Below are 22247 nucleotides of genomic sequence, written 5' to 3' on the forward strand. Positions count from 1 at the left end.
CCCGCACGGCCCGTCTTTCCGGCGATGTCGGAGGTCTGTAGCAAGCTGACCCCATGGATGCCGTCACCCTGATCCTTGTGATCCTCGCCCTCGCGCTCGGCGTCGCCGGCGGGTGGTTCGTCGGGGGCGCCCGTGCCGCCGCACGGCACGCCGCCGCGCAGAACGACCTCGGCGCGCGCGTCGCCGCGGCCGAGACCGAGCGCGACGGTCTGCGGCAGCAGCTCGATCGACAGGGCGCGATGTACCGAGAGCTCGTCGGTCAGTCCCGCGCCGACCAGGCCGCACGCGAAGAACGTGAGCGTCGTGAGCAGACGGTGCTCCGCGCGCTCGACCCCGTCCGCGAGACGCTCGACGCGATGCAGCGCAAGGTCGACGGGCTCGAGCGCGACCGCATCGAGCAGTACTCCGCTCTCGGCGAGCAGCTGCGCCTGTCCCGCGAAGCCGACGAGGCGCTGCGCGCGACCACCGAGTCGCTCGCCTCCGCCATGCGCTCGGGCACCACCCGCGGCGTGTGGGGTGAAACTCAGCTTCGGCGGGTGGTCGAGGCGGCGGGACTCACGCGGTACGTCGATTTCGATCTGCAGACCGCGATCTCCAGCGACGCCGGAGCGGGTCGTCCCGACATGGTGGTGCGCCTGCCCGGCGGCAAGGCCCTCGCGGTGGATGCCAAGGTCCCCCTCGAGTCGTACCTGCAGGCCAGCGCGATCGCGGTGACGGCCCATGGAGACGAGGGGGCTCGACGCGCCGCGCTGATGAGCAAGCACGCCCGCGCGGTCCGAGCCCACGTGGATGCCCTGGCGAAGAAGGCCTATTGGGCGGGACTCACGACCAGCCCCGAGTTCGTGGTCTGCTTCCTGCCCAGCGAATCGCTCCTCGCGTCCGCCCTCGACGAAGACCCCACCCTGCTCGAGTACGCCTTCACCCGACGCGTGGCCCTCGCCTCCCCGGTCAACCTCTGGGCCGTGCTCAAGACCGTCGCGTTCACGTGGACCCAGCAAGACGTCTCCGACGAAGCGCGCACGCTCTTCGCGCTGGGGACCGAACTGTACGACCGCGTGGGGGTCCTCGCCACCCACGCCAACGATCTGCGACGCGCGATCGAGAAGACGGTCGACAGCTACAACAAGTTCGCCGGTTCGCTCGAGTCCCGAGTCCTCGTCACGGCCCGGAAGTTCCCCGGCATCGACGAGACCAAGCTCGACTCCGTGAACGCTCCTCCGGCGCTCGACGCCACGCCCCGTCGGTGGACGGCACCCGAGATGCTCGACATCGACGCCCCGCCAATCACCGACGCCCCGCCGATCGCCGACGCCCCCGCTGCGCCCGCCGCGCCCGGCGAGGTCCACGCGACGCCCGGCTACGCCGACCTCGGCAGTGTCCGCGCCCGGGCGGGCCTTCCGGAGAACCCGACCACTCACTCCGACGTGTGATCACCCGGAGGCGCAGGGAACCGGCGTTCGTCCCAGACGCCGGGAAGGCCTTGTCCCGCCACGCCCGCCCACCCGCAACATCACGCGCGAACGCAAAAACGGGCCGACCCTGACAGATCGACCCGGTTCGAGAAACGGAAGGCTCAGGACCCGCCAGGCACCCAACTGAGCAGGCTCACCACGGCCGCGGACACGCCCACGAACGCGCCAATCATCCACCACGCGCTGACCTCGTGGCCCTCGTCGCGGCGTACGCGCAGCAGGACGTCGGGGCGTCGAGCGGGGTCGACGGCGCTGGCGATGACCGCCTGCGCACCTGTCTGAGGTGCGGTCTGATTCGTCGGAGCTGTTGCCATGGACGATCCCCCTTCGGGTCTCGGAAGAACACAGCGTCGCCGTTGACACTCCTAGAGATTCTGCCAGACGAGGTCCGAGGGGCCGGTCACGCTTGCGTCACGACACGCCCGGCTGTATCTGCACGTCGGCCGCGCCGACCCGACCGCCGAGACTGCACGCCACGGACGAAACGGCGCCACCCCGCCACCGAGATGTCACCCACCCGCAGCCTCGCCGCCCCGGGCCCCGCCGCGCCACGCCCGCAGCACACCGCGCCACGCCCGCAGCACACCGCACCGCGCCCGCAGTGCCCCGCAGCACCCCGACGCCCGCAGCGCCCCGCGAGCCCGCGACACCGACGCCTCAGCGGCTCAGGCTCACAGCCACTTCGACGTGAGGTGCTCCGACGAGATGCGCCGCAGCGTGCCCGAGGCTCCGCGCAGCACGACGCTCTCCGTGTAGATGAAGTCGCCGTCGCGGCGCACGCCCTGAACGAGCTGACCGTCGGTCACTCCGGTCGCGACGAAGATCGTGTTCTTGCCCGTGACCAGGTCGTCGGCCTCGTACACCGTGCCGTCGACCTTGAGCCCGGCATCCAGGCCCTTCTGCTTCTCGTCGTCGGTGCGGGGAGCGAGCACGCCCTGGATGTGCCCGCCGAGCGCCTTGATCGCGCAGGCCGTGACGATCCCCTCGGGGCTGCCGCCGATGCCGACGCACATGTCGGTGCGGGCGTTGTGGCGAGCCGCGTTGATCCCCCCGGCCACGTCGCCGTCGCTCATCAGACGTGTTCCGGCGCCCGCTTCGCGGATGTCGGCGATGAGCTGCTCGTGGCGGGGTCGGTTCAGCACCGACACGACGATCTCGTCGACCGGCTTGCCCAGCGCTTTGGCCAACAGACGGATGTTCTCGCCGATGGGGAGGCGGATGTCGACGACGCCGACGCCGGCGGGACCGGTGACGAGCTTGTCCATGTAGAACACGCTCGACGCGTCGAGCATGGTGCCCTGGTCGGACACCGCGATGACCGAGAGCGCGTTCTGTCGCCCCGCCGCCGTGAGCGAGGTGCCATCGATGGGATCCACCGCGACGTCGCACCGGGGACCGCGGCCGCTGCCCACGCGCTCACCGTTGTAGAGCATGGGCGCGTTGTCCTTCTCGCCCTCGCCGATCACGATCGTCCCGTCGAAGTTGACGGTGCTGAAGAAGGCCCGCATCGCGTCGACAGCGGCGCCGTCGGCCGCTTCTTTGTCGCCTCGCCCGATGAAGGGAACGGCGCGAATGGATGCCGCCTCCGTCGCCCTCACCAACTCCAGAGCCAGGTTGCGGTCGGGGTGCAGAGGGCTCATGTCGGCAGTCAGGCTCACCATGGGCCCACTGTATCCAGCGAAGTCGACACATCCGTCGGATTTCCGCCTCGCGAGCGCGAAGGAATCGCGCTTCTTAACGAATCGACAGAAGTGGCCGGTTCCTGTCGCCACCGCACCGTCATGATCCGGCGGCTTCGCTAGAGTGACGATGTCCCGACAACGACCAAGGAGCACCTCCATGCCCGTCGCTTCCCCTGAGCAGTACGCCGAGATGCTGGACCGCGCGAAGGCCGGTAGCTTCGCGTATCCCGCGATCAACGTCTCGAGCTCTCAGACCATCAACTCGGTGCTCCAGGGCCTGACCGAGGCCGGCTCCGACGGCATCCTGCAGGTCACCACCGGTGGCGCCGACTACTTCGCCGGACACACCGTCAAGGCGCGCGCCACCGGCGCCCTCGCCTTCGCGAAGTACGTGACCGAGGTCGCCAAGAACTACCCCATCACGGTCGCTCTCCACACCGACCACTGCCCCAAGGACGCGCTGCCCGGCTTCGTCCTGCCGCTGCTCGAGGCCTCCGAAGAAGAGGTCAAGGCCGGCCGCAACCCGATCTTCCAGTCGCACATGTGGGACGGCTCGGCCGTTCCCCTCGACGAGAACATCGACATCGCCGCGGAGCTCCTCCCCCGCCTGAAGAACATCAACGCCATCCTCGAGATCGAGGTCGGCGTCGTCGGCGGCGAAGAGGACGGCGTGGCGCACGAGGGCTCCAACGAGGCGCTCTACACCACCGTCGCCGACGTCACCAAGGCCGTCGAGCGCCTCGGCCTCGGCGAGAACGGCCGCTACATCTCGGCCCTCACCTTCGGAAACGTGCACGGCGTGTACAAGCCCGGTGGTGTGAAGCTCCGCCCCGAACTGCTCGGCGAGATCCAGGAGGGCATCGCCGCGAAGTTCGGCACCGGCCCCAAGCCCCTCGACCTGGTCTTCCACGGCGGCAGCGGCTCGACCGACGAAGAGATCGCCCTCGCGGTCCGCAACGGCGTCGTCAAGATGAACATCGACACCGATACGCAGTACGCCTTCACGCGCTCGATCGCGGGCTACATGTTCTCGAACTACGAGGGCGTGCTGAAGCTCGACGGCGAGGTCGGCAACAAGAAGCAGTACGACCCGCGCGCGTGGGGCAAGGTCGCCGAGTCGGCCATGGCCGTGCGCGTGGTCGAGGCCACGAAGCAGCTCGGTTCGTACGGCCAGTCCCAGAGCTGACACGACCTCGCGTCATCCCTCGAACGCCCCGGCCTCGGCTGGGGCGTTCGTCGTTCCCGGATGCCGCCGGCCGGCCCTCAGCGGCGATAGACCTCGAGGACCGTGGGCGCACCCTCGGGCGACGACACCACCTCGATCGGGTCGCCCGCGCGGACATCCCCCGCGCGTCGCACGCGCAGGTAGGCGCCCAGCCGTCCCTCGTCGGAGAAGCGCTTGACCCAGCCGCGCGAGGCGGCGCCGCCCACCCAGCGCGCGAACGTCGAGCACGGCGTGCGGGGCATCGTCACCTCGACCTCCACCGTGTCGCCGATACGCCAGATCTCGCCGATGCGCGCGCCGTTGACGTCGAGCCCCTCGACACGCAGGTTTTCACCGAACCATCCCGCGTGCAGCTCCCTGTCGAGCTCGCGCTCCCAGAAAGCCGCGTCCTCCGCCGCGTAGGCGTAGACGGCCTTGTCGGGGCCGCCGTGATGTTTGCGGCTCGCCTGCACGTCGGCGCGCACGCCGAGCTTGCCGACGCGCACAGCGCCATCGAGAGCGCGCTTGTCGATCGCGGTCACTCCGACCGAACCGGCATCCGGATGCAGGGAGTGGACGGCGCAGACGGCGACGAGACGAGGCATGCGTCGATGCTAGAGCGTCCGGCGCCCGGCTCAGGGCGTCGAGAACTCGCGACGCATCACGACCGTCGTCCCATCGAGCGTGCGGATCTCGACCGAGCCGATGTCGGCGGCCGCCAGATCCGTGCCCGCGCTCAACTCGGTCGTCGACCCCGGTCCGGCGCGCCAGGTCGAGAGCACGCTCGTCGATCCCTCGTCGTCGGTGATCGCGAGGGCGTACGGCCATCCGCCGGGCGGGGCGTCGAGCACCTCGCCCGTGTACTGGCAGACGAGGTCGATCCGCGTGCCCCATGGGGCCGACGTCAGCTTCACCGAGGCCTCCAGCGGCGCCCCCGCCACGTCGTCCAGCGCGTACACCGTCCCCGCGGGCTGCACCGCGCTGCCGATCGCGACGACGCTGGGCACGGCGATCGCGACCAGGGCGATGGATGCCGCGAGCGCCCACACCGTGACCCGTCGCCGCCGACGACGCCGAGCGGTCTCCACGACCCGGGCGCGCAGCGCGGGATCGGGCGCCGCCACGGGCGCCGGTCCGGCACCCGCGTCGATCCCCCTCGCACGGTCGGCCGACAGCCGTGACAGCAGCCCCGCCGTCGGCGCGATCTCGGAGACCGCAGCCCGACACTCCGCGCACACGGCCAGGTGGGCTTCGTACTCCGCGCGATCCGGGGCCGACAGCGCGCCGAGGACGTACGCGCCGTCCCAGCTCGAGAGCCGTTCGTGGTCGATGCTCATCGGGTCACCCCCCTCTCCTGCAGAGCGAGCCTCAATGCCCGCACCGCGTAATGCAGTCGCGACTTCACCGTGCCGGCGGGGATGCCGAGCTCCTCGGCCGTCTGCGCCACGCTGCGCCCGCCGTAATAGGCGCTGACGATCACCGCCCGGTGGTCGGCGGTGAGGGTGGCGAGCGCCTCCTCCACGAGGAGCGCGTCGAACATGGCATCCGTGTCGTCGGCATGCGCCGTCTCGGGGAGTTCGTCGACGGGTTGCTCGTGCCGTCGCCGGGCGCTGCGGGCCTCGTCGATCACGATGTTGCGCGCGACCGTGTACATCCACGAGCGCAGCGACGCCGGGTCGTCGCTCATCACGCGCGACGTCCGCCACGCGCGCAGCAGGGTCTCCTGCACGACGTCGTCGGCGCCGGCGTGATCGCCGGTCAGGCTCACGACGTAGCGCCAGACGGGGGCCGCATGCGCGTCGTACAGCGCCGTCAACTGCGCGTGTTCGTCCTTCACCGCGGCTTCCCCTCTCCCTCGCTCACAGGGGACACGGGATGCCGGGCCGTGCGGTTCAGTTCGGGACGCTGTCGATGATCGCGGTCATGAACTGCTGGTCGCCCACGAGGGCCATCGTGATGCAGACGCCCGCGACCAGCGCGGTCGCGACGAAGCCGACCAGGGGGATCCAGAACGCGAGACGACCGCTCTTGAGGCGCCGCCAGGTGAAGACCGCGGTCAGCAGCCATCCGATGCCATAGACGAACGCCGCGGCCGCACCCCAGACGTATCCGGCGGACAGGTTGGTGAAGGTCGCTGTCACGCCGAGCATCTGCGCGCCGCGCTCGGCGTACTCGGGGAAGTTCAGCAGCTGCACGATGGTCGTGACGACCGAGAACAGCCCGTAGAAGAGCAGACCGAACGTCACGATGCGGTCCACCCGGCCGCCCCGCGTCGCGGGGACGGAGAACGCGGCGGGCGCCTCCGGGGTGGGTGCCGGTTGCGGGGCGACCCCGGCCTCGAGAGCCTCGGTCACCTCCGGGCGCTGGATGCGCGCGCGCTGCTCCTCCGCCGTGGCGTACTCGCCGAACTGCGGGCGAGGGCGCTCGGCGCCCTGCCCCTCGGTCGAGGGACGGGAGTCGTCGCTCACGCGCGCCCCCGGCCGCCCAGTGCACGGCTGTCGCGCTTGCCGCTGGCATCCTGACGCAGCTCCTTGGGGAGCGAGAAGATCAGATCCTCCTCGGCGGTGCGGACCTCTTCGACATCGCGGTACCCGGCGCCGGCGAGCTCTTCGAGCACTTCGGTCACGAGCACCTCGGGGACCGAGGCACCGCTGGTTACGCCAACGGTCTGCACTCCCTCGAGCCATTCCTGCTTCACCTCGTCGACGTAGTCGACGCGGTAGGCGGCCTTGGCCCCGTGCTCGAGGGCGACCTCGACCAGGCGCACGCTGTTGGAGGAGTTGGCCGATCCCACGACGATCACGAGGTCGGCGCCGACGGCGACCTTCTTGATCGCCACCTGGCGGTTCTGGGTGGCGTAGCAGATGTCGTCGGAGGGCGGATCCTGCAGCTGAGGGAAGCGCTCGCGCAGGCGCCGCACGGTCTCCATCGTCTCGTCGACCGAGAGCGTGGTCTGCGACAGCCACACGACCTTGGAGGGGTCGCGCACCTCGATGGTGTCGGCGTGGTCGGGCGAGTTGACGACGGTGACATGCTCGGGAGCCTCTCCCGCGGTCCCCTCGACCTCTTCGTGACCCTCGTGGCCGATCAGCAGGATCTCGAAATCGTCGCGCGCGAAGCGCACGGCCTCGCGGTGGACCTTGGTCACGAGGGGGCAGGTCGCGTCGATCGCCTGCAGACCGCGATCGGATGCCGCCGACACGACCGCCGGAGACACGCCGTGCGCGCTGAAGACGACGTGGGCGCCGGAGGGGACCTCGTCGACCTCTTCGACGAAGATCGCGCCCTTCTTCTCGAGCTCGGTCACGACGTGGATGTTGTGCACGATCTGCTTGCGCACGTACACCGGGGCACCGTAGCGCTCGAGGGCCTTCTCGACGGCGATCACGGCGCGGTCCACGCCCGCGCAGTATCCACGGGGTGCGGCCAGCAGCACCTTCTTGCGTCCGTCGACGGGGATATCCTGGAGCCGCCCGCGACGACCCGGGATGCGGGGAACGGGCAGGTGGACGGCAGGTGAGCTCACCCCTCGATTCTATCGGGGCGCCCCTGGACACCGGCCGAACCTCCCCCACCGCCACCCGCACGGATACGATGACCCCTCCCCCTCCACCGGCCCGCGCGGGTCGGGTCCCTCTCGCCGACAGCACGCACACATGACCTCCTTCCAGCCCGAGACCGTCCCCGGTCAGGCCCCTCCCGCCGACAGCGTGCACCCCCGGGATTCGCGCACGGACGCCCCCACGTCGGTCTCGCGCCTGAACGACACCATCCGCGGCTTCATCGAGAGGTGGGGGTCGGTGTGGGTCGAGGGCGAGATCACCTCCTTCAACCGGCGCGGCGGCAACGTGTTCGGGCGGCTGAAAGACCTCGGCACCGAGTCGACCGTGTCGTTCCGCATCTGGTCGAGCACGCTCGCGCGCCTGCCGAAAGACCTCAAGGTCGGCGACCACGTCGTCGCATGCGTCAAAGCCGACTACTTCCCGCGCACGGGTGACTTCTCGTTCGCGATCTCGGCGATGCGCCACGTCGGCCTCGGGGAGCAGCTCGAGCGCCTCGAGCGTCTGCGCGCGCAGTTGCGCTCCGAAGGCCTGTTCGACCGGGCGCGCAAGAAGCGCCTGCCCTTCCTGCCCCAGTGCATCGGCCTCATCACGGGCGAGAACTCGGACGCCGAGAAAGACGTCCACCGCAACGCCGAGCTGCGCTGGCCGCGCGTGCGGTTCCGCACGCGGCACGCCGCCGTGCAGGGCGATCGGTGCGTGCCCGAGACCATCGCCGCCCTGACGGCCCTCGACGCCGACCCCGAGGTCGACGTCATCGTCATCGCGCGCGGCGGCGGCGACCCGCAGACGCTCCTGGGCTTCAGCGACGAACGTCTGCTGCGCGCCGTGGCCGCGGCATCCACCCCGATCGTGAGCGCGATCGGCCACGAGAACGATCGACCGCTGCTCGACGAGGTCGCCGACGTCCGCGCGTCGACGCCGACCGACGCGGCCAAGCGCGTCGTGCCCGACGTGAGCGAGCAGCGCGCTCTGGTGGCGCAGCTGCGCGCCCGACTGACCGGCCGTTTGACGCAGCGGGTGGTGCACGACATCGCGCAGCTCGAGCAGATCCGCTCGCGTCCCTCGCTGCGCACCCCGCACGCGATGCTCACCTCCCGCGCCCAGGAACTGTGGATGCTGTCGAACCGCGGTCGCGACGTGGTGGATCGGCGCCTCGAGAGCGAGCGCCGTCGCACGAGCGAGCTGAGCGCGGCCCTGCGCGCGCTCTCGCCCCTCGCGACCCTCGCCCGCGGCTACGCGATCGCGCAGCTGGACGACGGCACCGTGCTGCGCGACGCGGCCGACGCCCCCGCCGGCACCGCTCTCCGTCTCACCGTCGAGCAGGGCACGCTCGCCGCGGTCTCGGAGGGCGCCGTGCCGGATGCCGTGCCGCACGGCTCCTCCCCCGCCACCGCTCCGTTCGACGGCGAGGCACCCGGCGCCGGTCCCTCCGACGGGGCCGCCTAGAATGGATGCCATGACCGCGACACCCGGCTCCGCTGCCGACGTCGCCACCCTCTCCTTCGAGCAGGCCCGCGACGAACTCGTGCGCGTCGTCGCCGAACTGGAGCAGGGCGCTCCCACCCTCGAGCAGTCGCTGGAGCTCTGGGAGCGCGGCGAGAAGCTCTACGCCCGGTGCGAGGAGTGGCTGCTGGGCGCCAAGCGCCGCCTCGACGCGGCCCGCGGCGACGGAGACGACGACTGATGGCCCGCGTCGTCGCGCACCTCGGCCGCCCCGAGACCCCTCAGGAGACCGCCGACCGGAAGGCCGAGTCCTCGCGTCGGTACCGCTCGAGCAAGACCTTCCGCAACCTCATCGCCGCCCTGTTGGTGACGGTCGCCCTGGTGTTCGTCGTGATCGCCGCCGTCCCGCGCGGCGAACCGGCTCCGCGACCCGCTCCCGATGTGCCGGCCCTCGCCGCCGACATCGAGGCAGACCTGGGCCGCCCGGTCCTCTCGCCGGCGCTCGGCGACGACTGGCGCGTCAACCAGGCCACGACCGAGGGCGTCGGAGGCACCGAGGCCTGGACCATGGTCTACGTGCGCTCGGGCGAGTCGGGCTTCCTCCGCGTCGCGCAGGGCTTCGACGCCGACGAGGCCTGGGTCGGACAGGTGCTCGACGGCACCCGGAGCACCGAGACCGTCGACATCGACGGCATCACCTGGAACGTGTACCGCCCCGCCAACCCCTCGGGCACGGGCAACATCGACTACGCGCTGGCCACTCCCGCCGGCCCGGACTACGTGCTCGTCTACGGCGACGCGTCCCCCGAGACCGCGGCCCTGGCGGCCGCGTCCGTGACCACCCAGATCGAACAGTTGAGAGAGGTCCCGTGAGCGAGCGCATGACCCCCCGTCAGGTGTGGCAGCAGATGGTGGAAGGCAACGAGCGCTTCGTCGCCGGCGAGCCCGCCCACCCCCGGCAGGACGTGGAGCGGCGCACCGAGCTCGCGAGCTCGCAGCACCCCACCGCCGCCCTCTTCGGCTGCGCCGACTCGCGCCTGGCCGCCGAGATCATCTTCGACCAGGGCCTGGGCGACCTCTTCGTCGTGCGCAACGCCGGGCAGGTCATCTCCGACTCCGTGATCGGCAGTCTCGAGTACGCCGTGGGCGTGCTCGAGGTCCCGCTGATCGTCGTGCTCGCGCACGACGCGTGCGGCGCCGTGGGAGCCGCCATCGACAGCACCGGCATCGACGCACCGACTTTGCCCGCCTACATCTGGCGCCAGATTGCGCCGATCGTGCCGGCCGTCCGTCGCGTGCAGCGCGAGAGCGCCGTCGACGGCACCGTGCCCGCGCGCGTCGACCCCGAACTCGTGGGACGCGAGCACCTCCGCCACACCGTGGCCGATCTGCTGCGCGCGTCCGAGCTGATCAGCGAGGCCGTCGCCGAGGGCCGCACGGCCGTCGTGGGCGCCAACTACCGCCTCGACGAGGGGAAGGCCTTCCCCGTCGTCATCGTGGGCGACGTCGACGATCCGCGCATCTGACGACCGCGCAGCGCGCAACCGCGCATCACACCATCGCGCATCCGACGACCGCGCGAACGAGAACCGAAGAAAAGACCGGAGGAACGACGACGTGACCGACACCGAGTACCGCATCGAACACGACACCATGGGTGAGGTGCGGGTACCCAAGAACGCCCTGTACGCGGCGCAGACCCAGCGCGCGGTCGAGAACTTCCCGATCTCGGGCAAGGGGCTCGAATCGACGCAGATCGCTGCGCTGGCCCGCATCAAGAAGGCGGCGGCTCTCGCCAACAAAGAGCTCGGCACCCTCGACGGGGCCATCGCCGACGCCATCGCGCAGGCCGCCGACGAGGTCGTCACCGGTCAGCACGACGCGCACTTCCCGGTCGACACCTACCAGACCGGCAGCGGCACCTCGTCGAACATGAACATGAACGAGGTTCTCGCGACCCTCGCCACCGGCATCCTGGGTTCGACCGTCCACCCCAACGACCACGTCAACGCCTCGCAGTCATCGAACGACGTCTTCCCCACCTCGGTCCACATCGCCGTGACCCAGGCCCTCATCACCGACCTCGTGCCCGCCCTCGAGCACCTCTCGGTCGCTCTCGAGGCGAAGGCCGAGGCGTGGAAGGGCATCGTGAAGTCGGGGCGCACCCACCTCATGGATGCCACGCCCGTCACCCTCGGCCAGGAGTTCGGCGGCTACGCCCGTCAGATGCGCCTCGGCATCGAGCGCGTGCAGGCCGTGCTCCCCCGCGTCGGCGAGGTCCCCCTCGGCGGAACCGCCGTCGGAACGGGCATCAACACCCCCCTCGGCTTCCCGCAGAAGGTCATCGAGCTGCTGGCCGCCGAAACCGAGCTGCCGATCACCGAGGCGAAGGACCACTTCGAGGCGCAGGCCAACCGCGACGGTCTCGTCGAGGCCTCGGGCGCCCTGCGCACGATCGCGGTGTCGCTCACCAAGATCAACAACGACATCCGCTGGATGGGCTCGGGCCCGAACACCGGCCTCGGCGAGCTGCACATCCCCGACCTGCAGCCCGGCTCCTCGATCATGCCGGGCAAGGTCAACCCGGTCGTCCCCGAGGCGACGCTCATGGTGTGCGCCCGTGTCATCGGCAACGACGCCACCGTCGCCTGGGCCGGCGCGTCGGGATCGTTCGAACTGAACGTCGCGATCCCCGTCATGGGCACCGCTCTGCTGGAGTCGATCCGCCTGCTCTCCAACGCCATGCGCGTCCTCGCCGACAAGACGATCGACGGCCTCGAGGCCAACGTCGCCCGCGCCGAGGCCTTCGCGGGCATGTCGCCCTCGATCGTCACGCCGCTGAACAAGGTCATCGGCTACGAGGCGGCGGCCAAGATCGCCAAGCACTCCGTGGCCAAGGGCATCACGGTGCGCGAGGCCGTCATCGACCTCGGCTACGTCGAGCGCGGCGAGATCACCGAAGAGGTGCTCGACGCCAAGCTCGACCTGCTGTCGATGACCCACCCGGGCTGAGTCCGCACCGACCACCCACGACGCCGAGGCGCGCCATAATCGAAGGATGAGCCCCGCGACGAGACCTGTCTCGACGCGGGTGCGCTTCCTCGGCGCGATCCTCGGCGTCGTGCTTCTCGGCATGATCGTGGCAGGCGGCGTTACGTTCCTCGTCCAGCGCGATCGCGTGCTCGCGAACGCCCAGCGGCAGCTCGACGGCTTCGTGTCCACCGTCGCCACGAGCAGCGAGTCCGCGGCCGATCTCGTCGCCTCCGCGATCCCCGGTCGCACCGACGGCACGCTCGCGATCGACGGCGACCGCATCCTTGCGACGACCCCGTCACCGCCGGGCCTCGCCCTCGCCGACGACGCGGGTCTCGTGGCATCCCTCGCCCGCTCCCTCGCGGAGGGGCGCCTGACCGGTCGTCTCGACAGCGCCCGCGGTCCGGTCATGTACGCCGCCGCCGCGGCCCCCGGCGGCTACGCCGTGCAGGTGATCTCGATCGACCAGCGCATGGAGCTGGTCGCCCTCTCGTCGGTGACGTACGCCGCCACGGCCCTCGGGGTGCTGCTGGTGGTGGGCGCGGTCGGGTGGTTCGTCACGGGGAGGCTCTTCTCCCCCCTCCGCCGGCTGCGCGACACCACGGATGCCATCACGATCGACGACCTGGGAACGCGGCTGCGCGCGCACGGCAACGACGAGATCTCCGACCTGACCACCTCGGTCAACTCGATGCTCGACCGTCTCGCGATGTCGGTCGACGCGCAGCGTCAGCTCCTCGACGACGTGCGGCACGAGCTGAAGACCCCCATCACGATCGTCCGCGGCCACCTCGAGATGATGGACCCGTCCGATCCCCACGACGTGCGCGAGACGCGGCGGCTGGGGATGTCGGAGCTCGATCGGCTCACCCGTCTCGTCGACGACATCGACGCCCTCGCCGACGTCGAGACCAGCGCGCTCTCCGCCGAGGTGATCGACGTCGCCTCCCTCACCGACCGCGTGGCGGGCCTGGCGGGAGCCCTCCCCGGTCACTCGTGGAGCGTGGCGCAGCGGGCGCGGGTGCGTGTCGAGGGAGACGCCGACCGTCTCGTCCAGGCCTGGCTGCAATTGGCGGACAACGCTGCCAAGTACACCCCCGAGGGCTCCCCGATCGAGATCGGCAGCTCCGCCGACGACACCGTCGCCCACCTCTGGGTGCGCGATCACGGTCCCGGCATCCCTCCGGCCGCGCGCCACCGCGTCTTCCGGCGGTTCGACCGCCTGTCGACGCGAGGGCGCGTCGACGGATCGGGGCTCGGACTGTCGATCGTCGACGCGATCGCCAAAGCCCACGACGGTCGGTGCTCGATCGGCGACACGCCGGGAGGTGGGGCCACCATCACGCTCCACATCCCGTTGACCGGGGCGCCGTCGCCGGGGGCGCTGCCCACGCCCGTCCGCGCGGGGGACGTCGTCATGCAGAGAGAGGCCACCGGATGACACGCATCCTCATCGCCGAGGACGAGGAGCGCATCTCCGCCTTCGTCGCGAAGGGTCTGGAAGCGGCCGGCTTCCAGACCCTCATCGTCGACGACGGCGCGGAAGCCCTCGACACGGCCCTCTCGGGTGACGTCGACCTCGTGCTGCTCGACGTGGGCCTGCCCTCCCTCGACGGGTTCGAGGTGCTGCGCAGCCTCCGTGGCCAGGGCTCGACGCTTCCGGTCATCATGCTCACCGCGCGCACGAGCACGCGCGACACGGTCGACGGCCTCGACGCGGGCGCCAACGACTACGTCGCGAAGCCGTTCAAGTTCGACGAGCTGCTGGCCCGCGTGCGCTCGCGGCTGCGCGAGCCCGTGTCGCTGGGCACGATGACGGTCGCGCACGGCGAGGTGTCGTTGGACGTGCTGGCCCGCCGCGCGACGGTCGGGAGCCGCGAGATCGATCTCAGCGCGCGCGAGTTCGCCCTCGCCGAGGAGTTCATCCGGCACGCCGGTCAGGTGCTCTCGCGCGAGCAGCTGCTGAGCCGCGTCTGGGGCCTGGATTTCGACCCCAACAGCAACGTGGTCGACGTGTACGTCCGCTACCTGCGCGCGAAGGTGGGCGCCGCCCACATCGTCACCGTGCGCGGAGCCGGCTACCGCTGGGAGTGAGCCCCGACCCGGAGAACCCCCGGCGGGGGGACGGCCGGGGGTTCTCGGAGAGATCGCGCCGGTGGTCTTCCGACTCACCCGAAGAGCGGTGACCTGCGCATACGGATCTTCTTTTGGGGGATCCGCCGTGGGCGGCGGCGAGGTCTCCCTCGCCGATGTCTCCACCCTGTCGCCCGATGGTGAGAACCCGGGGAGTTCAAGATGAGAACTCTCTCATCTCAGCGGTGGGCGTCCCGTGCCCCGGGCCTCGCGGCCCCGCACACGCGGAGGGCCGGGACGCGTCGGCATCCCGGCCCTCCGATTCGTTCGTTACGACAGTTCGCCGGCCTCGAGCAGTTCCGTGACCAGGGCGGCGATCGCCGAGCGCTCCGAGCGCGTCAGGGTGATGTGGCCGAAGAGACCGTGGCCCTTGAGCGTCTCGATGACGGAGGCGACCCCGTCGTGGCGTCCGACCCGCAGGTTGTCTCGCTGTCCCACGTCGTGGGTGAGCACCACGCGGGAGTTCTGCCCGATGCGGCTGAGGACCGTCAGCAGGACGTTGCGCTCGAGCGACTGCGCCTCGTCGACGATCACGAACGCGTCGTGCAGCGAACGGCCGCGGATGTGCGTCAGCGGCAGCACCTCGAGAAGGCCCCGCGCGAGCACCTCCTCGAGGACGTTGCCCGAGACGACCGAGCCGAGGGTGTCGAACACCGCCTGACCCCACGGGCCCATCTTCTCCGCCTGATCGCCGGGCAGATAACCGAGCTCCTGACCCCCGACGGCGAACAGCGGCCGGAACACGATGATCTTCTTCTGCTGCTGACGCTCGAGCACGGCCTCGAGGGCGGCGCACAGTGCGAGCGCCGACTTGCCGGTGCCGGCGCGACCGCCGAGAGAGACGATCCCGACCTCCGGGTCGAGCAGCAGGTCGAGGGCGATGCGCTGCTCGGCCGAGCGGCCGTGCAGGCCGAAGGCGTCGCGATCCCCGCGCACGAGGCGGAACTCCCCCTTGCCGGTGACGCGGCCCAGGGCCGAGCCCCGCTCCGAGTGGATCACGAGCCCCGTGTTCACCGGCAGCCCCGCGACCGCGGCGCTCACCCCGACCTCGGTCTCGTACAGGTCGGAGATCTCATCTCCCGACAGGTCGATCGTGGCGATGCCCGTCCAGCCGGAGTCCATCGCCTGCTCGGCGAGGTACTCCTCGGTCGCGAGCCCGAGGGATGCCGCCTTCACGCGCATCGGCAGGTCCTTCGACACCACGGTGACCTCGGCGCCCTCCTTGGCGATGTTCATGGCCACCGCGAGGATGCGGCTGTCGTTCCCGCCCGTCCGCATCCCGGACGGCAGGACCGAGGGGTCGGTGTTGTTCAGCTCGACGCGCAGCGTGCCGTCGTCGCCGACGGGGACGGGGAAGTCGAGACGTCCGTGCTCGATGCGCAGTTCGTCGAGGTGGCGGAGGGCCTGCCGGGCGAAGTACCCGATCTCGGGGTCGTGACGCTTGCCCTCGAGCTCCATGATCACCACGACGGGGATCACCACGGAGTTCTCGGCGAACCGGAAGAACGCCCGCGGATCGCTCAGCAGGACGGAGGTGTCCAGGACGTATGTGCGCATCGCCTGATCGTCGCGCGCTTCAGACTCGGTGCTCTCGACGACGTGACGCTGGTCGTACGGTGCTCGTGCAGTCACAACCCACTCCCGACCCGGGTGTTCCACCCGGTTGTCACGAGTCGACCTGTGGGTCACGAGTCGCGATCCGAAGGTCGACTCGACCGGACTCCGTGTCCGATGTGATCACCGTACGTCCCCCGAACACCGCCTCGGGTCGTTAACACGCCGCGAATATGACGAGTTCGTGAACAGCGGGAACACGCGGATTCCGTCGAGCAGATGATTCAGCTCAGGATGCCGCGCCACACTCGATCGAGGGCGCCGGCGTCACTGACCGAAGCGACGGTCGCGGGCCGCGAAGTCGCGGATCGCGCGCAGGAAGTCGACCTCGCGCAGGTCGGGTCCGAGCGCCTCGACGAAGTAGAACTCCGAGTGCGCGGACTGCCAGAGCAGGAAGTCGCTGAGCCGCTGCTCCCCCGACGTGCGGATGACGAGGTCCGGATCAGCCTGGCCGCCGGTGTAGAGGTGCTCGCCGATCTGCTCGGGCGTGAGACTGTCGGCGAGCTCTTCGAGCGATCCCCCGGATTCGTCGTGCTTGACGATGATCGAGCGGACGGCATCCACGATCTCGCTGCGCCCTCCGTAGCCGACCGCGAGGTTGACGTGCAGGCCCCGGTGTCCGCGAGTGCGCTCGGTCGCCTCGTGAAGCACCTCCGCCAGCTCCGGCGGCAGCCCTTCGGCGCGCCCGACGTGCTGCACGCGCCAGTTCGGCTCGCGCGAGAGTTCGCCCGCGAGCTCGGCGATGATCTCGAGCAGGTCCTGCAGTTCTTTGCTGTCGCGCTTGACGAGGTTGTCGTTGGACAGCAGGTACAGCGACACGACCTCGATGCCGAGGTCGTCGCACCACCGCAGGAACTCATGCATCTTGGCGGCCCCGGCCCGATGGCCGTGCGCGGCGCTGTCGTACCCGAGCTGACGGGCCCAGCGCCTGTTGCCGTCGATCATCATGGCGACGTGATGCGGCACGGTGGCGGGCATGCGGCGCCGCAGGCGTGAGATGTAGAGACGGTAGAGCGGACCCCGCCCCTCGTTCCTCCACACGCGCGCCACCCGCCTACGCTACCGCGTCGAGGGCCGCGGAACGCATCGGATCCGAGTGGTGCTTCCTGGGGGAAGGGTGAGCGCTGCCCCCATGTTCCCCCGGCGGCATGGGCCCGGACGTACTGTCGAGGAGTGAGCCCGCGAACCCCGACAGACGGCCCCGAGATGCCGCAGCTGCCCCTGCTCGAAGCGGGAGCGGTCGGCGCGCAGGCCGAACTCAAGCCCACGTGGCGCGGATGGATCCACGCCGCTACGTTCCCCGTCGCGATCGCCGCCGGGATCGTGCTCATCGCCCTCGCGCAGGGGACGCCGGGAAAGTGGGCGGCGGCGGTGTTCATGGCCACGTCGATGCTCCTCTTCGGCAACTCCGCGCTGTACCACCGGTTCCGCTGGAAGCCGAAGACCCTCGCGGTGCTCAAGCGCATCGATCACGCGAACATCCTCCTGCTGATCGCCGGCACCTACACCCCGCTCGCGGTCCTCGCGCTGCCCACACCCAAGACGGTGCTGCTGCTGTCGATCGTGTGGGGCGGGGCGATCCTCGGCATCCTGTTCCGCGTCTTCTGGATCAACGCCCCGCGCTGGCTGTACGTCGCGCTGTACCTCGCCCTCGGATGGGCGGCGGTGATGTACCTCGGCGATCTGCTCGCGGCGAACGTCGCGATGATGGTCCTCGTCGTCGTGGGCGGACTGCTCTACACCGCGGGGGCGATCGTCTACGCGATCAAGAAGCCCAATCCGTGGCCGGGCCACTTCGGCTTCCACGAGATCTTCCACGTGTGCACGGTCCTCGCCTTCCTGTGCCACTGGACGGCGTGCCTGCTGATCGCCCTCGCCCCGGCGTATCACGGGGGCTGACCGCGCGAGTCGCCAGAACTCGTCGCTTCCGACCCCCGCGAAGCGACACGTCGTGGCGACTCACGCCCGGGAGCTACCGGATGCCGCTCGGCCGCTGTCAGCGGCGAGGGGCGGCGGGATCGATGTCTTCGTCGTCGATGTCGGACGCGCGCTGGGCGGCGATCGCCTGCTCCTCGGCGTCCAGTTCCGCGTTGACCTCTTCGCGGTACCGGCCACGACGGATGCGACGCAGCATGTCCCACACGAGCAGGAACACGGCCACGCCGATGAAGGCGATCGCGGCGAATCCGAGGGGCCCGGGCGTGACGATCGACTCGTCGGGGGTGACGGCCGGGGAGGGCGTTGTCGCGAGGGCGACGATCACGGGGTGCATGGGTCGAGTCCTTCGGGGCGGACGGAAGCGCGTAGCCTGGAAGTCCAGCCTAAAGCCCGGAGAGAGCATGACGACGCAAGCCGACCTCGACGAACGTTACGGGCGCACGCGCTCCCCGCGGCGCCGCATCGTGGGCTGGTCCGTCGTCGGCGTCTTCGCTCTCGGAGCCATCGGCTTCCTCGGCTGGACGACCGTGTCGAGCAGCCTGAACTCCGTCACGGCGACCGACACCGGATACACCGTCGTCGACGACCGCACCGTCACGGCGTCGTTCCAGATCACCGCGCCGACCGGCCGACCGGTCGCCTGCGCCCTCGAAGCCCGCGACGAGGAGCACGGCACCGTGGGCTGGCGGGTCGTGGAGTACCCGGCATCCGACGACCACACGCGGGCGTTCACGGAGCAGATCCCGACGCTGTCGTTGGCGACCACGGGTTTTGTCAACGCTTGCTGGGTGCCGTAAACTCGCGGGATCACGACGCGCCCCGGCTCGATGCCGGGGCGTTCGACATATCCCCCGCCGACGGCCCGACAACGCACGCCGTCAGCGCCTCGACGAAGGAGTAACCGTGTCCAACGACGCTCAGGTGACGTTCCTCACGCAAGACGCCTACGACCGCCTGGCCAACGAGCTCGAGCACCTCTCGACCACGGGTCGCGAAGAGATCGCCAAGCGCATCGAGGCCGCCCGCGAAGAGGGAGACCTCAAGGAGAACGGCGGCTACCACGCGGCCAAAGACGAGCAGGGCAAGCAGGAGGCGCGCATCCGCACCCTGCAGCAGCTGCTCAAGGACGCGAAGGTCGGCGAGGCGCCCGAGAGCCACGGCGTCGTGGAATCCGGCACCGTCGTGACCGCGATCGTCGCCGGCGGCGAGGAGAAGTTCCTCCTCGGCAACCGCGAGATCGCCGCCAACTCCGAGCTCGACGTCTACAGCGAGGCCTCCCCGCTCGGCGCCGCGATCCTCGGCCTCAAGGAGGGCGACAAGGGCTCGTACACCGCCCCGAACGGCAAGGAGATCTCGGTCGAGATCGTCAAGGTCGAGACGTACTCGGGCCAGTAAGCCCTGCACCGTCCGCGAGCCGCTCCCCCGAGTTCCGCGGGGTGGGCGGCTCGCGGCGTCTCAGGGCTCGAGCCGGCGCGGTGGTCCGCACACCCTCAGCGATCCGCACTACCTCAGCCCGAACCACGGCCGCGCAACTAAGCTTGCGCGAATCGCGGAGGATATGACCCACGCACGCCCTTTGCCATCCGCACAACCTCAGCCATCCGCACTACCTCAGCCCGAATCACGGCCGCACAACTGAGCCTGCGCGAATCCCGGAGGACACGACGACGGCACAGGTCTCCCGCAAGGGCCGACGCGACCGACGTCAGTCGGGAACGACAGTGGCCACGAAACCGGCATCCTCGAGCGTCTTGATGACCAGCGCGCGATGCTCCGCGCCCCGCGTCTCGACGCTCAGTTGGAGGATCACCTCGCTGATCTGCAGGCCCTGGCCGTGCCGCGTGTGCAGAACCTCGATCACGTTCGCCCCCACCTGGGCGAGCAGTTCCGACACGCGCGCCAGCTGACCCGGGCGGTCGGGAAGCGGGATGCGCAGCGACATGTATCGACCGGATGCCGACAGCCCGTGCGCCACGACACGCTGCAGCAGCAGCGGATCGATGTTGCCACCCGAGAGGATCGTCACCGTCGGGCCGCTGGCCTTCACCTTCCCGGCGAGGATCGCGGCCACGCCGACGGCTCCGGCGGGCTCCACGACCTGCTTCGCGCGTTCGAGGAGCACGAGCAGGGCACGCGCGATGTCGTCCTCGGTGACGGTCACGACCTCGTCGACGTACTGCCGGATGAGCTCGAAGGGGAGGTCGCCGGGGCGGGCGACGGCGATGCCGTCGGCGATCGTCGGCGTCGTCTCGACCTGCATCGGGTATCCCGCGGCCAGCGACGTCGGGTACGCGGCGGAGTTGTGCGCCTGCACGCCGATGATGCGCATCTCGCGTCCCTCGGCGGCCGCTCGCGCCTTGACCGCCGCCGCGACGCCGGCGGCCAGGCCGCCGCCGCCGATACCCACGATCACGGTCTCGAGGTCGGGCATGTCTTCGACGAGCTCGAGCCCCAGCGTCCCCTGGCCGACCACGATGTCGCGGTGGTCGAAGGGGTGGATGAGCACGGCGCCCGTGCGCTCGGCGAACTCGGCCGCCAGGCGGAGCGGGGTCTCGACGGTCGCCCCCTCGAGGATGACCTCGGCGCCGTAGCCGCGCGTCGCGAGAAGCTTGGGCACGGGGACCCCGAGCGGCATGAAGATCGTCGCGGCGATGCCGAGCTGCTGCGCCGCCAGGGCGACGCCCTGCGCGTGGTTGCCGGCGGATGCCGCCACGACACCGCGCGCGCGCTCCTCGGCCGTCAGCCGCGAGAGCCGGTAGGTCGCCCCGCGGATCTTGAACGAGCCGGTGCGCTGGAGGTTCTCGAGCTTCAGGTTCACGGGCACGCCGAGCAGGTCGGTCAGGTGCAGCGACTCGTCGAGGGGCGTGCGCGTGATGATGCCGCGCAGCTCCTGCGCGGCATCCTCGAACTCGGCCAGGGTGGGAGTGTCGTTCATGATCTCCTTCCGCGCTCACGCGGGACGGTCTGCCAGATGAGATCTCGGGATGCCAGGGCCTGGCCCTCGTGCTCCCAGGCCTTCGAGCTGAGGTACACCGCGACGACGTTCACGAACGCCGCGAGCGGCACGGCGAAGAGGGCGCCGGCGATGCCGCCGATCATCGCTCCACCGGCGACCACGAGCACGACGGCCAGCGGGTGCACCTTGACGGCGGAGCCCATGAGGATCGGCTGCAGGATGTGGCTCTCGATCTGCTGCACGCCCAGGACGACGATGAGCATGAAGAGCGCGATGAGCGGCCCGTTGTAGACAAGGGCGATGAAGACGGCCAGGGCGCCGGTGGCGACCGCGCCGACGAAGGGGATGAAGGCACCCAGGAACACCAGCACGCCGATCGGGATCGACAGCGGCACGCCGAGCAGGAACGCGCCGAGGCCGATGCCGATCGCGTCGATCGTGGCCACCAGCAGCTGGGTGCGTGCGTAGCTCTTCACGGTGCGCCATCCGGCTCGCCCGGCCCCGTCGACCGCGGGGCGCGCGACGCGCGGGAACAACCGCGTGGTCCACCGCCAGATCCCGCCCCCGTCGGCGAGGAGGCACAGCAGGATGAACAGGGTGAGCAGCACTCCGGTGCCGACGTGGCCCAGGGTCGTCCCGATCGCGAGGGCACCGGTCCACAGCACCTCCGCCTGCTGCTGCAGGAAGGTGCCGGCCTGGCGCAGACCGTCGTCGATCTGCTGGGCGCTGAGGTGGAGGGGTCCGTCGATGAGGTACTGCCGGAACTGCGAGACCGCGTCGACCGTGCGCTCGCGCACCGATCCGAACTCCCGCGTGATCTGCCACACCGCCAGCCACACGAGACCCGAGATGATCGCGATCGTTCCGAGCACCGTCACGACGATCGCGAGCCACTTCGGCCAGCGGTGGCGCAGCAGGAAGGAGAACCCCGGCCAGACCAGGGCCGTCACCAGGATCGCCACCAGCAGCGGCACCACGAGCAGCTTCAACTGGATGACGAGGAAGATCACGACGCCGAGGGCGGCAGCGATCACGAGCAGCCGCCACGCGTAGGCCGTGGCCTGCCGCAGGGCGGGCGGGACGGGGGGCTGCAGATCGCTCGAAACCGTGCGCCGTTTCAAGGCGTCGAGGAAGGATCCGCGCGGTTCGGGATCGGTTCCACTCATCCCGTCAGCCTACCGCCGCGCTCACTCGGCGAACGCTGTGATG

At 70.3% G+C, this 22247-nt stretch carries 24 protein-coding genes; 12 read left to right on the forward strand and 12 right to left on the reverse strand.

Features of this window, described 5'->3' with window-relative positions; genetic code table 11:
* The first annotated feature begins 53 nt into the window (after positions 1-53).
* The gene (locus AB1K56_RS15395; protein WP_371206360.1) at positions 54-1430 is read left to right on the forward strand and encodes a DNA recombination protein RmuC; all 1377 of its coding nucleotides are present in this window, start codon (positions 54-56) and stop codon (positions 1428-1430) included.
* Between the two features lie 143 nt (positions 1431-1573).
* Here AB1K56_RS15395 and AB1K56_RS15400 read toward each other — a convergent pair whose 3' ends face one another.
* Both AB1K56_RS15400 and glpX read right to left on the reverse strand, forming a co-directional pair.
* Positions 1574-1786 carry a UDP-N-acetylmuramyl pentapeptide phosphotransferase gene (locus AB1K56_RS15400; RefSeq protein ID WP_136585252.1) on the reverse strand — a complete coding sequence of 71 codons (213 nt, stop codon included), beginning with the start codon at positions 1784-1786 and terminating at the stop codon, positions 1574-1576.
* Positions 1787-2143: 357 nt separating this feature from the next.
* A complete protein-coding gene (glpX, locus tag AB1K56_RS15405; RefSeq protein ID WP_136585251.1) occupies positions 2144-3133 on the reverse strand; it encodes a class II fructose-bisphosphatase in 990 nt (329 codons plus the stop codon).
* Between the two features lie 178 nt (positions 3134-3311).
* On the opposite strand from glpX, the gene fbaA reads away from it, so the two are divergent.
* Positions 3312-4340 (forward strand): class II fructose-bisphosphate aldolase, encoded by a 1029-nt coding sequence (gene fbaA, locus AB1K56_RS15410; protein ID WP_264631150.1) that lies wholly within the window; start codon positions 3312-3314, stop codon positions 4338-4340.
* A 77-nt stretch (positions 4341-4417) separates the two neighbouring features.
* Here fbaA and AB1K56_RS15415 read toward each other — a convergent pair whose 3' ends face one another.
* Genes AB1K56_RS15415 through AB1K56_RS15435 form a run of 5 tightly spaced genes read right to left on the reverse strand, consistent with a single transcriptional unit; the run spans position 4418 to position 7884 of the window.
* Complete coding sequence (locus tag AB1K56_RS15415; protein WP_371206361.1) at positions 4418-4963, reverse strand: MOSC domain-containing protein; 546 nt, start codon at positions 4961-4963, stop codon at positions 4418-4420.
* 30 nt (positions 4964-4993) lie between these two features.
* Positions 4994-5695 (reverse strand): anti-sigma factor, encoded by a 702-nt coding sequence (locus AB1K56_RS15420; protein WP_371206362.1) that lies wholly within the window; start codon positions 5693-5695, stop codon positions 4994-4996.
* A complete protein-coding gene (locus AB1K56_RS15425) occupies positions 5692-6195 on the reverse strand; it encodes a sigma-70 family RNA polymerase sigma factor (RefSeq protein ID WP_371206363.1) in 504 nt (167 codons plus the stop codon). Before AB1K56_RS15425 ends, AB1K56_RS15420 begins: the two co-directional genes overlap by 4 nt.
* Before the next feature lie 55 nt (positions 6196-6250).
* Positions 6251-6826, reverse strand: coding sequence for a DUF6264 family protein (locus AB1K56_RS15430; RefSeq protein WP_371206364.1), 576 nt, complete (start codon positions 6824-6826; stop codon positions 6251-6253).
* A complete protein-coding gene (locus AB1K56_RS15435) occupies positions 6823-7884 on the reverse strand; it encodes a 4-hydroxy-3-methylbut-2-enyl diphosphate reductase (protein ID WP_205822518.1) in 1062 nt (353 codons plus the stop codon). The genes AB1K56_RS15430 and AB1K56_RS15435 overlap by 4 nt, the downstream gene beginning before the upstream one ends.
* 130 nt (positions 7885-8014) lie before the next feature.
* On the opposite strand from AB1K56_RS15435, the gene xseA reads away from it, so the two are divergent.
* From xseA to AB1K56_RS15470, 7 genes are all read left to right on the forward strand, one after another.
* Positions 8015-9367: an exodeoxyribonuclease VII large subunit gene (xseA, locus tag AB1K56_RS15440; RefSeq protein ID WP_371206365.1), complete on the forward strand. Its 1353-nt coding sequence runs from the start codon at positions 8015-8017 to the stop codon at positions 9365-9367.
* Position 9368: 1 nt separating this feature from the next.
* Positions 9369-9605: an exodeoxyribonuclease VII small subunit gene (locus tag AB1K56_RS15445; RefSeq protein WP_136585244.1), complete on the forward strand. Its 237-nt coding sequence runs from the start codon at positions 9369-9371 to the stop codon at positions 9603-9605.
* Entirely contained in the window at positions 9605-10237 is a 633-nt protein-coding gene (locus AB1K56_RS15450; RefSeq protein WP_264631156.1) for a DUF4245 domain-containing protein, read from the forward strand. Before AB1K56_RS15445 ends, AB1K56_RS15450 begins: the two co-directional genes overlap by 1 nt.
* The gene (locus AB1K56_RS15455; protein ID WP_371206366.1) at positions 10234-10890 is read left to right on the forward strand and encodes a carbonic anhydrase; all 657 of its coding nucleotides are present in this window, start codon (positions 10234-10236) and stop codon (positions 10888-10890) included. Before AB1K56_RS15450 ends, AB1K56_RS15455 begins: the two co-directional genes overlap by 4 nt.
* A 91-nt stretch (positions 10891-10981) precedes the next feature.
* Entirely contained in the window at positions 10982-12376 is a 1395-nt protein-coding gene (locus AB1K56_RS15460) for a class II fumarate hydratase (protein ID WP_264631157.1), read from the forward strand.
* 46 nt (positions 12377-12422) lie between these two features.
* On the forward strand, positions 12423-13838 hold the full coding sequence (locus AB1K56_RS15465; RefSeq protein ID WP_371206367.1) for a sensor histidine kinase: 1416 nt from the start codon (positions 12423-12425) through the stop codon (positions 13836-13838).
* Positions 13835-14491 (forward strand): response regulator transcription factor, encoded by a 657-nt coding sequence (locus AB1K56_RS15470; RefSeq protein ID WP_136585240.1) that lies wholly within the window; start codon positions 13835-13837, stop codon positions 14489-14491. Before AB1K56_RS15465 ends, AB1K56_RS15470 begins: the two co-directional genes overlap by 4 nt.
* A 309-nt stretch (positions 14492-14800) precedes the next feature.
* Here AB1K56_RS15470 and AB1K56_RS15475 read toward each other — a convergent pair whose 3' ends face one another.
* Together AB1K56_RS15475 and AB1K56_RS15480 are read right to left on the reverse strand one after the other, a co-directional pair.
* On the reverse strand, positions 14801-16162 hold the full coding sequence (locus AB1K56_RS15475; RefSeq protein WP_371206368.1) for a PhoH family protein: 1362 nt from the start codon (positions 16160-16162) through the stop codon (positions 14801-14803).
* 249 nt (positions 16163-16411) lie between these two features.
* Positions 16412-17185, reverse strand: a complete 774-nt coding sequence (locus tag AB1K56_RS15480) for an isoprenyl transferase (protein WP_136585822.1) — start codon at positions 17183-17185, stop codon at positions 16412-16414.
* Positions 17186-17350: 165 nt separating this feature from the next.
* On the opposite strand from AB1K56_RS15480, the gene AB1K56_RS15485 reads away from it, so the two are divergent.
* Positions 17351-18043, forward strand: a complete 693-nt coding sequence (locus AB1K56_RS15485; RefSeq protein WP_371206387.1) for a hemolysin III family protein — start codon at positions 17351-17353, stop codon at positions 18041-18043.
* Positions 18044-18140: 97 nt separating this feature from the next.
* Here AB1K56_RS15485 and AB1K56_RS15490 read toward each other — a convergent pair whose 3' ends face one another.
* Positions 18141-18416 carry a hypothetical protein gene (locus AB1K56_RS15490; protein WP_371206369.1) on the reverse strand — a complete coding sequence of 92 codons (276 nt, stop codon included), beginning with the start codon at positions 18414-18416 and terminating at the stop codon, positions 18141-18143.
* A gap of 67 nt (positions 18417-18483) precedes the next feature.
* On the opposite strand from AB1K56_RS15490, the gene AB1K56_RS15495 reads away from it, so the two are divergent.
* The gene (locus AB1K56_RS15495) at positions 18484-18879 is read left to right on the forward strand and encodes a DUF4307 domain-containing protein (protein WP_371206370.1); all 396 of its coding nucleotides are present in this window, start codon (positions 18484-18486) and stop codon (positions 18877-18879) included.
* 106 nt (positions 18880-18985) lie between these two features.
* Positions 18986-19477 (forward strand): transcription elongation factor GreA, encoded by a 492-nt coding sequence (greA, locus tag AB1K56_RS15500; RefSeq protein ID WP_136585237.1) that lies wholly within the window; start codon positions 18986-18988, stop codon positions 19475-19477.
* 310 nt (positions 19478-19787) lie between these two features.
* On the opposite strand, the gene ilvA is transcribed toward greA, so the two are convergent.
* Complete coding sequence (gene ilvA, locus AB1K56_RS15505; RefSeq protein WP_371206371.1) at positions 19788-21017, reverse strand: threonine ammonia-lyase; 1230 nt, start codon at positions 21015-21017, stop codon at positions 19788-19790.
* Positions 21014-22204, reverse strand: a complete 1191-nt coding sequence (locus AB1K56_RS15510) for an AI-2E family transporter (protein WP_371206372.1) — start codon at positions 22202-22204, stop codon at positions 21014-21016. The genes ilvA and AB1K56_RS15510 overlap by 4 nt, the downstream gene beginning before the upstream one ends.
* Between the last annotated feature and the right edge of the window lie 43 nt (positions 22205-22247).

The sequence above is a fragment of the Microbacterium sp. BWR-S6Y genome, assembly GCF_041379845.1.
In the GTDB taxonomy this organism is placed as follows: domain Bacteria; phylum Actinomycetota; class Actinomycetes; order Actinomycetales; family Microbacteriaceae; genus Microbacterium; species Microbacterium hydrothermale.

Bases quoted from the DNA above. Each gene is read 5' to 3' on its own strand.
- glpX (WP_136585251.1), bottom strand. From the start codon at position 3,133: ATGGTGAGCCTGACTGCCGACATGAGCCCTCTGCACCCCGACCGCAAC.
- AB1K56_RS15495 (WP_371206370.1), top strand. From the start codon at position 18,484: ATGACGACGCAAGCCGACCTCGACGAACGTTACGGGCGCACGCGCTCC.
- fbaA (WP_264631150.1), top strand. From the start codon at position 3,312: ATGCCCGTCGCTTCCCCTGAGCAGTACGCCGAGATGCTGGACCGCGCG.
- AB1K56_RS15395 (WP_371206360.1), top strand. From the start codon at position 54: ATGGATGCCGTCACCCTGATCCTTGTGATCCTCGCCCTCGCGCTCGGC.
- AB1K56_RS15490 (WP_371206369.1), bottom strand. From the start codon at position 18,416: ATGCACCCCGTGATCGTCGCCCTCGCGACAACGCCCTCCCCGGCCGTC.
- AB1K56_RS15510 (WP_371206372.1), bottom strand. From the start codon at position 22,204: ATGAGTGGAACCGATCCCGAACCGCGCGGATCCTTCCTCGACGCCTTG.
- AB1K56_RS15485 (WP_371206387.1), top strand. From the start codon at position 17,351: ATGCCGCAGCTGCCCCTGCTCGAAGCGGGAGCGGTCGGCGCGCAGGCC.
- AB1K56_RS15445 (WP_136585244.1), top strand. From the start codon at position 9,369: ATGGATGCCATGACCGCGACACCCGGCTCCGCTGCCGACGTCGCCACC.
- AB1K56_RS15465 (WP_371206367.1), top strand. From the start codon at position 12,423: ATGAGCCCCGCGACGAGACCTGTCTCGACGCGGGTGCGCTTCCTCGGC.
- AB1K56_RS15420 (WP_371206362.1), bottom strand. From the start codon at position 5,695: ATGAGCATCGACCACGAACGGCTCTCGAGCTGGGACGGCGCGTACGTC.
- ilvA (WP_371206371.1), bottom strand. From the start codon at position 21,017: ATGAACGACACTCCCACCCTGGCCGAGTTCGAGGATGCCGCGCAGGAG.
- AB1K56_RS15400 (WP_136585252.1), bottom strand. From the start codon at position 1,786: ATGGCAACAGCTCCGACGAATCAGACCGCACCTCAGACAGGTGCGCAG.
- xseA (WP_371206365.1), top strand. From the start codon at position 8,015: ATGACCTCCTTCCAGCCCGAGACCGTCCCCGGTCAGGCCCCTCCCGCC.
- AB1K56_RS15450 (WP_264631156.1), top strand. From the start codon at position 9,605: ATGGCCCGCGTCGTCGCGCACCTCGGCCGCCCCGAGACCCCTCAGGAG.
- AB1K56_RS15415 (WP_371206361.1), bottom strand. From the start codon at position 4,963: ATGCCTCGTCTCGTCGCCGTCTGCGCCGTCCACTCCCTGCATCCGGAT.
- AB1K56_RS15470 (WP_136585240.1), top strand. From the start codon at position 13,835: ATGACACGCATCCTCATCGCCGAGGACGAGGAGCGCATCTCCGCCTTC.